8 protein-coding genes are annotated in these 10117 nt (G+C 65.9%); 7 read left to right on the forward strand and 1 reads right to left on the reverse strand.

Annotation, left to right across the window (positions count from 1 at the left end):
• Positions 1-3 precede the first annotated feature (3 nt).
• From AADJ04_RS09260 to AADJ04_RS09280, 5 genes are all read left to right on the forward strand, one after another.
• Positions 4-936: an ABC transporter permease gene (locus AADJ04_RS09260; protein WP_341239434.1), complete on the forward strand. Its 933-nt coding sequence runs from the start codon at positions 4-6 to the stop codon at positions 934-936.
• 29 nt (positions 937-965) lie between these two features.
• On the forward strand, positions 966-2009 hold the full coding sequence (locus AADJ04_RS09265; protein WP_341239435.1) for an ABC transporter ATP-binding protein: 1044 nt from the start codon (positions 966-968) through the stop codon (positions 2007-2009).
• Positions 2006-2890, forward strand: coding sequence for an ATP-binding cassette domain-containing protein (locus AADJ04_RS09270; RefSeq protein WP_341239436.1), 885 nt, complete (start codon positions 2006-2008; stop codon positions 2888-2890). Before AADJ04_RS09265 ends, AADJ04_RS09270 begins: the two co-directional genes overlap by 4 nt.
• 176 nt (positions 2891-3066) lie before the next feature.
• The gene (locus tag AADJ04_RS09275; protein WP_341239437.1) at positions 3067-4557 is read left to right on the forward strand and encodes an ABC transporter substrate-binding protein; all 1491 of its coding nucleotides are present in this window, start codon (positions 3067-3069) and stop codon (positions 4555-4557) included.
• Between the two features lie 275 nt (positions 4558-4832).
• Positions 4833-6236: an amidase gene (locus AADJ04_RS09280; protein WP_341239438.1), complete on the forward strand. Its 1404-nt coding sequence runs from the start codon at positions 4833-4835 to the stop codon at positions 6234-6236.
• A gap of 115 nt (positions 6237-6351) precedes the next feature.
• Here the strand turns inward: AADJ04_RS09280 and AADJ04_RS09285 are convergent, their stop codons facing one another.
• On the reverse strand, positions 6352-7779 hold the full coding sequence (locus tag AADJ04_RS09285; protein ID WP_341239439.1) for a YdgA family protein: 1428 nt from the start codon (positions 7777-7779) through the stop codon (positions 6352-6354).
• Positions 7780-8062: 283 nt separating this feature from the next.
• Here AADJ04_RS09285 and AADJ04_RS09290 point away from each other — a divergent pair, with 283 nt between their 5' ends.
• The gene (locus AADJ04_RS09290) at positions 8063-8671 is read left to right on the forward strand and encodes a hypothetical protein (protein ID WP_341239440.1); all 609 of its coding nucleotides are present in this window, start codon (positions 8063-8065) and stop codon (positions 8669-8671) included.
• A gap of 26 nt (positions 8672-8697) precedes the next feature.
• Positions 8698-10050, forward strand: coding sequence for a tetratricopeptide repeat protein (locus AADJ04_RS09295; protein WP_341239441.1), 1353 nt, complete (start codon positions 8698-8700; stop codon positions 10048-10050).
• Positions 10051-10117 lie beyond the last annotated feature (67 nt).

A 10117-nucleotide genomic window follows, 5' to 3' on the forward strand; every position in this document is an offset into this window, starting at 1 on the left:
GCCATGAGCCTGTTGAAAGACTCCTCTGCGATAGCACCCGCCTCTGCCTCCACCGCCTCCGCAGGGGGGCGGGTGCCTTCGGCGGGTGCGGGTCCACGTGGGCAGCAAGGCTGGCATCGGGCCCTGCGCCACCGCAGCTTTGTGCTGGGTGCCGTGCTCACGATGCTCATGCTGGGCATGGCCGCTATCTCCTTGTTGTGGACGCCCTGGTCGCCCTACGAGGTGGACTTGGCCGCCAAGTTGCAGCCCCCGTCGGCCGCCCACTGGCTCGGCACCGATGCGTTTGGGCGCGACATCGTCTCGCTCCTCATGGTGGGTGCGCGCAATTCCATTCTGGTGGGGGTGATCGCCGTGGGCATCGGTATGGGCGTGGGCACGGCGCTGGGGCTGCTGGCGGCGGCGCGCAAGGGCTGGGTGGAAGAAGCCATCATGCGCCTGGCCGACTTCACGTTTGCCTTCCCTGCCCTGCTGCTGGCCATCATGCTCACCGCCGTGTTCGGGGCAGGCATCGTCAACTCCATCATCGCCATTGGCATCTTCTACATCCCGACGTTTGCGCGGGTCACTCGGGCGTCGGCCAACGCCGTGTGGGCGCGCGAATACATCCTGGCCGCCCGTGCCTGCGGCAAGGGGCCCTGGCGCATCACGCTGGAGCATGTGCTGCCCAACATCCTCTCGGTGCTGATCGTGCAGGCCACCATCCAGTTTGCGCTGGCCATCCTGGCCGAAGCAGCGCTGTCGTACCTGGGGCTGGGCACGCAGCCGCCAGAGCCCTCGTGGGGCCGCATGCTGAGCGAGGCACAGACCCTCATGTTCCAGGCCCCCCTGCTGGCGGTGTGGCCCGGCGTGGCGATTGCGCTGGCCGTGCTGGGGCTGAACCTGCTGGGCGACGGCCTGCGCGATCTGCTCGACCCTCGCCTTGCTCGCAAGCGTTGAACCAGCCCAGAAGACCACCAAAGCAACCCATGCCCCTGTTAGACGTATCCAACCTGCGCGTGCGCCTGCAGACCCACCGAGGCCCGGCCGATGCGGTGCGCGGCGTGAGCTTTGCGCTGGAATGCGGCGAAACCCTGGGCCTGATTGGCGAATCGGGCTGCGGCAAGTCGCTCACCGCCATGGCGCTCATGGGCCTGCTGCCTGAAAGCGCAGAAGTCTCCGGCAGCATCCGCTTTGATGGGCAGGAACTGGTAGGTGCCAGCGAGGCCCAGATGTGCCGGCTGCGCGGCCACCGCATCGGCATGGTGTTCCAGGAGCCCATGACGGCCCTCAACCCCGTGCACACCATTGGCCGCCAGGTGGCAGAGCCCCTGCGGCTGCACCTGGGCCTGGACAAGGCCACCGCGCGGCAACGCGCCATTGCATTGCTGGACCGCGTGGGCATTCCCCAGGCAGCGCAGCGCTTTGATGCCTACCCCCACCAGTTCTCTGGCGGGCAGCGCCAGCGCATCACCATTGCCATGGCGCTGGCCTGCGGCCCCGACCTGTTGATTGCTGACGAACCCACCACGGCGCTGGATGTGACCATCCAGCAGCAGATCCTCGACCTCATTAGCGACCTGGTGGCCGAGCGCAACATGGCGCTCATCCTCATCTCGCACGACCTGGGGGTGATCTCCCAAAACGTGGACCGCATGCTGGTGATGTACGGCGGCAGCGTGGTCGAAAGCGGGTCCACCGCATCGGTCTTTGCCGCCATGGCCCACCCCTACACCAGGGGTTTGCTGGCGGCGCGGCCGCAGCTGGCACCCCGAACGGCGCAGCCCGTGCGGCTATCGACCATTGCAGGCACGGTGCCCGAGCTGGTGGACCTGCCCGCTGGCTGCCCATTTGCCGGGCGGTGCGCCTTCACCGCACAGGCCTGCCACCACACCCGGCCTGAAGCCACGCTGGTCGCCCAGGATGCTGATGGCGACCACCTGGTGCGCTGCCTGCGCCCCGAAGCCATGGTGCCCGCCGCAACCCCTGCCCACGTTGTAGAGAGCGCACTGCCCGTGCATTCCCGTTCATGACTTCGCTCCCGCACACCCCAGCCTCGCAAGCGCCTACAGCCCCGCTGCTGGAAGTGACCGACCTGGTTCGCGAATACACGTTGCCCCGCGAGCACCTGCTGCGCCCGCCCGCCAAAGTGCAGACACTCAAGGGCGTAAGCTTCACGCTACATGGTGGGCGCAGCCTGGGCGTGGTGGGTGAATCGGGCTCTGGCAAATCCACCCTGGCGCGCACCGTGATGGCGCTGGACGCGCCCACCTCCGGCAGCGTGCGCCTGCTGGGGCGCGATCTGCACCAGTTGCCAGCGGCCGCGCTGCGCGAAGCCCGGCGCGACTTTCAGATGGTGTTCCAGGACCCGTACGGATCGCTGGACCCACGCCAGACCGTGGCGCGGATCGTGAGTGAACCGCTGCAAGCCCAGGGCCACACCACGCGGGCACAGCAGCGCGAGCAAGCCGCTGAAGTGCTCGCCCAGGTGGGCCTGCGCCCCCAAGACCTGGACAAATACCCGCACGAATTTTCGGGCGGCCAGCGCCAGCGCATTGCCATCGCCCGCGCCCTGATCACCCGGCCCCGGCTCATCGTGGCCGATGAACCCGTGAGCGCGCTGGACGTGTCGGTGCAAGCCCAGGTGCTCGACCTGCTGCAAGACCTGCAGCAGAAATTTGGCGTGAGCTTCCTGCTCATCAGCCACGACTTGGCCGTGGTGCACCACCTGTGCGACGAGGTCGTGGTGCTGTACCAAGGGCAAATCGTGGAGCGCGGGGCACCGTCCGATCTGTTCCTCCACGCGCAGCACCCCTACACCCAGGCCCTGGTGGCTGCGGTGCCCCATGTGCAGCCAGGGCGGGCCCGTGCGCGGCGCATGGCTGCAGCCGCGATGGCATCGGGCAACCCGTAGGGCTTGCCAAGGCGGCCGCTGAAGTCGCGTAGCAGTCAGTACGCCATGCGATACCGCGCGCTGCGCGCAACCAATGGTGTACAAAGCGCTTTCGCACATTGCCTGCAGCCTTCTGCCCAGAGGCGCGCAGGTGTTGACTGAATTCCAAGTCTGCTCTTTGTCAGGAGTCGTTGAACATGCTGAATCGCCGATCCGTTCTTGCCACTGGCGCGCTGGCTGCCATTCCTCTGGCTGCGCCCGTCGGTGCCCTGGCGCAAAACCGCAAGGATGCGGTGGTGCTGGCCATGACCCTGGAGCCCCCAGGCCTGGACCCCACGGCAGGTGCGGCATCGGCCATTGCCGAGATCGTTCAGTACAACATTTTTGAAACGCTCACCAAGATCAACCCCGACGGCTCGGTCTCGCCCCTGCTGGCCGAGAGCTGGGAAGTCTCGCCCGACCTAAAGACCTACACCTTCAAGCTGCGCAAGGGCGTCAAGTTCCAGAACGGCGAGCCCTTCAACGCCGCTGCGGTCAAGTTCTCCTACGACCGTGCTGGCGGCGAGAAAAGCACCAACAAAGACAAGCGCACCTTTGCCAACCTGACCACGCAAATGGTGGACGAACACACCCTGGTGGTGCTGAACAAAGACATCGACCCCGACCTGCTGTTCGCCCTGGGCCAGGCCACGGCCATCATCGTGGAGCCCAAGAGCGCCGATACCAATGCCACCAAGCCCGTGGGCACAGGGCCTTACCAGCTGGGCGCGTGGAACAAGGGTTCCTCGGTGGTGCTGACGGCTTGGGATGGTTTCCGGGCGGCAAGCACCATCAAGCTGCGCCGCGCCACCTTCCGCTTCATCTCCGACCCTGCTGCGCAAGTCGCCGCCCTGCTGGCGGGCGATGTGGACCTGTTCCCCCGCGTCACGCCGCGTAGCGTGCCGCAGTTCAAGACCAACCCGCGCTTTCAGGTGCTGGTCAGCGGCTCGCGCGCCAAGACCATCCTGGCCATCAACAACGCGCGCAAGCCACTGGACGATGTGCGCGTGCGCCGCGCCATCGCAGCCGCCATCGACCGCAAGGCCGTGATCGAGGGCGCAGGCGACGGCTACGGCGCCCCCATCGGCAGCCACTACGTGCCGGGTGCGTTTGGCTACGTGGACACCACGGGCGTCAATCCGTTCGACATTGAAAAATCCAAGAAGCTGTTGGCCGAAGCGGGCATCAAGACCCCGCTGGAGCTGACGCTGACCCTGCCGCCCACGCCGTACGCGCGCCAGGGTGGAGAAGTCATCGTGGCGCAATTGGCCAAGGTGGGTATCGTGGCCAAGACGCAGAACGTGGAATGGGCGCAGTGGCTCAGCGGCACGTATGGCAACAAGAACTACGACCTCACGCTGATCTCGCACGTCGAGCCGTTTGATCTGGCCAACTTTGCCAAGCCCGACTATTACTGGGGCTACCAGTCGGCCAAGTTCAACGACCTGTTCAACCAGATCAAGAACGCCGCGCGCCCCCAAGACCGCGCCCGCCTGCTGGGCGATGCGCAGAAACTGCTGGCCGACGACGCCGTGCACGCCTTCCTGTACCAGCCGCAGTGGATCACCGTGGCGAACAAGAACCTCAAGGGGTTGTGGAAGGACATGCCCGTGTTCGTGAACGACCTCTCGGCCCTCTCCTGGAGTTGAGATCGAGCACCCCCCTGAGTCGCTTCGCGCCTTCCCCCCGCTCTCGCATGGCTGCGCCATGCGGGCAGGGGGACGCAGCCATCGCTGCGGGGCGGTGCGGCCGGCGTAGGCCCTTGCTCGGCTGCCTGCGACTGGGCCGCGCCAGTATCCAAGGCTACGAGCAGTGCCAGCGCGTTGGATACCTGAAATGCACGGAGCCATTAGCTCCCAAATAGATAGCTACTAGCGCTTTCTGGATAAGCGCTAACAGCCATTTTTACTTGTAAGACCCCGCCATGACCGCACTGCACGACCTGCCCGCCCAAGACCTGCTGGCCGCCTACCGCCAGCGCACGCTGTCCCCCGTGGAGGTCACGCAGGCTGTGCTGGCGCACATGGCGCGCTGGGAGCCCCACATCCGCGCCACCTACCTGCTGCGGCCTGAGCACGCGCTGGCACAGGCCCGGGCCAGCGAAGCCCGCTGGCTGCGCGGCGAGCCCCAGGGGCTGCTCGACGGGGTGCCCGTCACCATCAAGGAAAACATCGCCACCCAGGGCGACCCCACGCCGCTGGGCACCGCCGCCGTGCCGCTGGTGCCTGCAGCCGCCGATGCGCCACCCGCCGCCCGCCTGCGCGAGGCAGGGGCCGTGATGGTGGCCAAGACCACCATGCCCGACTACGGCATGCTGTCTTCGGGCTTGTCGAGCTTTCACCCCCTGTCGCGCAACCCGTGGGATGTGAGCAAGGGCCCCGGTGGCTCCAGCGCAGGCGGTGGCGCCGCTGCGGCTGCGGGCTACGGCCCCCTGCACATCGGCACCGACATTGGCGGATCGCTGCGCCTGCCCGCCAGCTGGTGCGGCATCTTCAGCCTCAAGCCCAGCCTGGGTCGCATTCCTATCGACCCACCCTACACCGGCCGTGCGGCAGGCCCCATGACACGCACCGTGCAAGACGCCGCGCTGATGATGCAGGTGCTGAGCCAGCCCGACGTGCGCGACAGCATGAGCCTGCCCTACCAGCCCATTGCCTGGGGCGAATATGACCAAGGCGTGCAACGCCTGCGCGGCCTGCGCCTGGGCCTACTGCTGGACGCTGGCTGCGGCCTGCCAGTAGAGGCTGAAGTGCGCGCCGCTGTGGAACATGCCGCCCGCCTGTTCGAGCAGGCCGGTGCCCAGGTGAGCCTGATGCAGCCCTTCATGACCCAGGCCATGCTCGACGGCATGGACCACTTCTGGCGCATGCGCTCGTACACCGACCTGCAAGCCCTGCCCGAAACGCAGCGTGCCAAGGTGCTGCCCTACATCCGCGCCTGGGCCGAGAGTGCTGCGGGCATGACCGGCCCCCAGGTCTTCCAGGCCAGCCAGCAGTTCCACACCACGCGCGTGGCCACCGTCAAGGCATGCAGCGGGTTTGATTACGTGCTCTCGCCCGTGGCCCCCATGCCCGCATTCGCGGCCGAGCTGCCCTCCCCCACCAACGACCCGCTGCGCCCGCTGGAGCACATTGGCTTCACGGTCCCGTTCAACATGTCTGAGCAACCTGCCGCTTCGGTCAACTGCGGCTACACCGCCAGCGGCCTGCCCATCGGGCTGCAGATTGCCGGCGCGCGCTTTGACGACCTGGGCGTGCTGCAGGTGGCGCACGCCTTCGAGCAGATCCGCGGCCCGCAACGCCCCTGGCCGCAGCCGCCCCAGGGCTGAAAACCTCTTTGCGCAAGGCAGCAAAAAGCCCCGGCAACCTGCATGGCCACCGAGGCTTTTTTGCGTGAGGCGAGGGGTGTTTTCAGGGCCTCTCGCGCGGGCTCATCACGTCAGGTCAACGCATGAAGTTGGGCAAGTCCATCACCCGGCCGTTGAGCTTGGCCTGGCCGCCTTCCATCTTCAGTGAGCTGGTCAGGTTGTCGCCCTCCTGGCGCACATAGCCTGCCGCCTGGGCCATGCCGATCATGCCGTCCACGTCTTCGCTCTTGAACTCCTCCTGGCCTGCGGCCTTGGCCAACTGGGGCAGCCAGGCCTTGGGCAGGCGCACGTCGGCATGGAAGGTCGCGTTCTTGAGCAGCACCGGTCCCCAGCCGGCCTGGGTCACTTCTTCTGCGGAAGGAGCACGGGTGATTTCGCCGCCGTAGGACACCTCGCCCTGCTGCCCGCCCAGCGTGGCCACAAACTTCATGGAATACGCGGGCAGCGCAGCCGCCAGGCGCTGGGCGTTGTCTGCCAGCAGGCCGAACAACTTGCCGCTGTCTTCTTCGCTCGCCATGGCCTTGAGGCCGTCTTTGCGGTAGCTCTCCACCATCGCCACCTGCAGGGTCTTGACCACGTCGGCATCAATGCGCTGGAACTTTTCTTCAAAGCCGATCGATTCAAAATCCACCGGCCCCACCAGGCCCTTGCCCTTGAGCGAGGACGCCATGCTCAACAACTTGCCATTGCGCTCGATGGTGGTGGTGCCCAGCAAATCCTTGAGGGCCAGCAGGGTGCTGGCCGTGCCGCCCTGGGGGGTGTTGCTGGCGTCAATCTGCGCAAAACGGATAGCCCCCTTGCCGGGCGCCATCATCCACAGGTCGTCGATGATCTGGCTCTCGAAATCGCCGTTCATGCCCTTGAACGACATGGCGAAGCGGCTGGGCGCTTCGTCCTGTGCATCTTCCTCATCCGACGCCTTCTTCACGCCCGAGAAGGCCAGCTCAGGCCACTGGAAGTTGCCTTTGACCTGCGTGCGGTCACCGCTGACGGAGAACTCTGTCTTCATCTCCTGCCAGCGCATCGTCACTTCTTCGTCACCCAGCTCGCCCGCAGGCACGATCAGCTTCATGTGGTGGCTGCCCGTGAGGCCGTGCACGGTGGTCAGCGTGGGGGCCTGCGCCTTGGCCAGCAGGGTGCCCGCCTTGGCGTCCAGGCCTTCCAGCGCAAAGCGCGACTCCACCACGGCGGCGGCCAACGTGCCACCCGCCAGGGGGCCGTGGCGCACGGCGCTGTTTACCACCACGCGCAAAGGCTGGGGTGCGGGCTCGCTGGCTTCGGCCGAGGCAGGCGGCGTCCACTGCAAAACCACCTTGGCCTGCGATGTGAAAAATCCCTTTTGATAGTCCTGAGACACCACGGTCTCGGCGCCCAGCACCTTGCGCACTTCCTCCAGGGCTTCCTGGTAACTGGCCTGTGCCCGTTGTCCCAGGTACCAGGTGGCTCCCCCATAGGCCACCACTGCCAGCGCCACAGCGGCGCCCAAAGCTGTTTTCTTATTCATTGGATTGCTTGATGTAGTTAACCCCACCCCCTCGGATGGTGCGCGGGAGAATACCAGCGCCTCCCATTCCCACACCTCTGCCCCTGCAAACTTGTGCAAGCAGATGTGCATTTGTAGGCGTTGCGCTGCAAAAATCCGGCCGCGCAGAGCCCGACTCAACGCGCAGGGGCTTCTTTGAAACGGCTTGCGTTGACTCGGTGGCAATATCCGCTATCTTTGGGCCAGCAGCCCGGCATAACTGGGCGACTCGTCTCCCCCTTTCACGCACCCACCCAGCCACCCCATGGACCTTCTTCTCATGGCGATCCTCATCGCCTCTGGCACCTACATGCTCAACGCCAAAGAGCAACGCAAGCGCATCGCGATTCTGGGAATGCACCTGAGCCAATACCAAATCGAAAAACTGATGGAGGCGCTGACCGAGGGCTACCTGCGCGCGCTGGGCGAAAACACCCCGGAGCGGCGCGACCAGGTATGGGCCCTGCTGAGCACCACCGAGCAGCAGCTCAGCGAGCAATTCAACCGCTTTGCCGCCGACTTTGCCAAGGTGAGCGACGAAGACGCACGCGTGAGCCGCCTGCCCATCGCCCTGCCCTTTGCCGACAAACTGTTTCCTGCCGCCACGTTTGACATGCGCAAGGCGCTGGCCATCCATGCCAAAGGCATCACCCATGTGATGCAGAACACCGGCCACCTCAGCGCCAAAGACCGGGCCTACATGATGACGGCCGAGCTGTTCCTGATGCAGCACACCTGCCACTGGTACTGCAAGTCCAAGACCATCGCCTCCGCCCGCATGATGGCCCGCCACCAGACGCCCCACGAACAGCTGGTCAACTCGGTGTCCGAACCCACCCGCAAGGCCTACTTGGCGCTCATCCAGAGCCACTAAGGCGCCAAAGCCCCACCGGTTGCAGCATGACCGCACCCCTCACCGACAGCCTGGGCAACCCCGTCACGCTGCGGGATGAACGCAGCCTTGCGGCCCTCAACGACTTTGTGGAGGGCTTCATCGCCTGCGAAGCCCGGGCCGTGAATGTGCTGCAAGCACAAGCCGATACCAGCCCGTTGGTGCAGGCCTATTGTGCGGCGCTGCACATGTTTGCCGAATCGGCCGACGCACCCCGCAACGCCCGGCCCTTCATCCAACAAGCCCTGGCCCACGCGCACCAGGCCAGCGAACGCGAGCAGCGCTTGGTGGCTGCGGTGGCCGCGTGGGTCGATGGCGACCTGCCCCGCGCTATCGCCCTGCACGAAGAACAGGCCCGACGGCACCCGCGCGACCTGGCCTCACTCAAGCTGGGGCAGTACCACTGCTTCAATCGCGGCGACTCGCCCGCCATGCTGTGGCTGGCCCTGCAAGCGCAGCACGCCGCCGCCGATGTGCCCTACCTGCACGGCATGCTGGCCTTTGGCTGGGAGCAATGCCACCGGCTCAAAGAAGCTGAAGCCGCCGCCCGCCACGCCATCCACCTGTGCCGCAAAGAGCCCTGGGCACACCACGCACTGGCCCATGTCATGCTGACCCAGGGCCGCATTGCGGAAGGCATCGACTTCATGGCCAGCGTGAGCGACACCTGGACGGGCCTGAACTCCTTCATGGTCACGCACAACTGGTGGCACCAGGCGCTGTTTTTGCTGGAGCAGGACCGCCACGCCGAGGTGCTGGCGCTGTACGACCAACAGGTGTGGGGCGTGGTCAAGGAATACACGCAAGACCAGATCAATGCCGTGTCCCTGCTAGCGCGGCTGGAACTGGCTGGCGTGGATGTGGGGCCTCGCTGGGCCAACGTAGCCGATCACCTGGCCCTGCGCCTGGCAGACCATGTGCTGCCCTTTTTAGACCTGCAATACCTCTACGGCCTGGCCCGCGCAGGCCGCACAGAGGCAGCAAGCGCGCTGCTTCACAACATCACCACCCACGCCGCCACCCGCACCGAGGCGCACGAACGCACTGTGTGGCAGCAAGTATGTGTGCCCACCGCCCACGGCCTGCTGGCCCATGCGCAGGGCGACTGGGCGACAGCGGTAGAGAAACTGGGCGTGGCCCTGCCCCGGCTGGTGGAGATTGGCGGCAGCCATGCGCAGCGCGACCTGTTCCACCAGATCTGGCTGGACGCGCTGCAGCGCAACGGCCAGTGGGCCGCCGTGCAGAACCTGCTGCAGCCGCTGTGTAACGCACAACCCCAATCCGTGCGCCTGGCAAGGCAGGCGCGGCGGGTGAACCAGGCGCTGGGTTTGCCTGACCCCACGCCTCCAGACTTTGAATGATTTTGGGCTCTTCTAGTGTGGTGTCTCAAAAGTAATCATCAAATAATAGAGCTAGCTGCCCGCGCCA

The organism is uncultured Acidovorax sp., assembly GCF_964021665.1.
GTDB classification, from domain to species: domain Bacteria; phylum Pseudomonadota; class Gammaproteobacteria; order Burkholderiales; family Burkholderiaceae_C; genus Acidovorax; species Acidovorax temperans.

What these genes read in the sequence shown, in the direction of transcription:
- AADJ04_RS09260 (WP_341239434.1), top strand. Translation starts at nt 4, where the DNA reads ATGAGCCTGTTGAAAGACTCCTCTGCGATAGCACCCGCCTCTGCCTCC.
- AADJ04_RS09265 (WP_341239435.1), top strand. Translation starts at nt 966, where the DNA reads ATGCCCCTGTTAGACGTATCCAACCTGCGCGTGCGCCTGCAGACCCAC.
- AADJ04_RS09270 (WP_341239436.1), top strand. Translation starts at nt 2,006, where the DNA reads ATGACTTCGCTCCCGCACACCCCAGCCTCGCAAGCGCCTACAGCCCCG.
- AADJ04_RS09275 (WP_341239437.1), top strand. Translation starts at nt 3,067, where the DNA reads ATGCTGAATCGCCGATCCGTTCTTGCCACTGGCGCGCTGGCTGCCATT.
- AADJ04_RS09280 (WP_341239438.1), top strand. Translation starts at nt 4,833, where the DNA reads ATGACCGCACTGCACGACCTGCCCGCCCAAGACCTGCTGGCCGCCTAC.
- AADJ04_RS09285 (WP_341239439.1), bottom strand. Translation starts at nt 7,779, where the DNA reads ATGAATAAGAAAACAGCTTTGGGCGCCGCTGTGGCGCTGGCAGTGGTG.
- AADJ04_RS09290 (WP_341239440.1), top strand. Translation starts at nt 8,063, where the DNA reads ATGGACCTTCTTCTCATGGCGATCCTCATCGCCTCTGGCACCTACATG.
- AADJ04_RS09295 (WP_341239441.1), top strand. Translation starts at nt 8,698, where the DNA reads ATGACCGCACCCCTCACCGACAGCCTGGGCAACCCCGTCACGCTGCGG.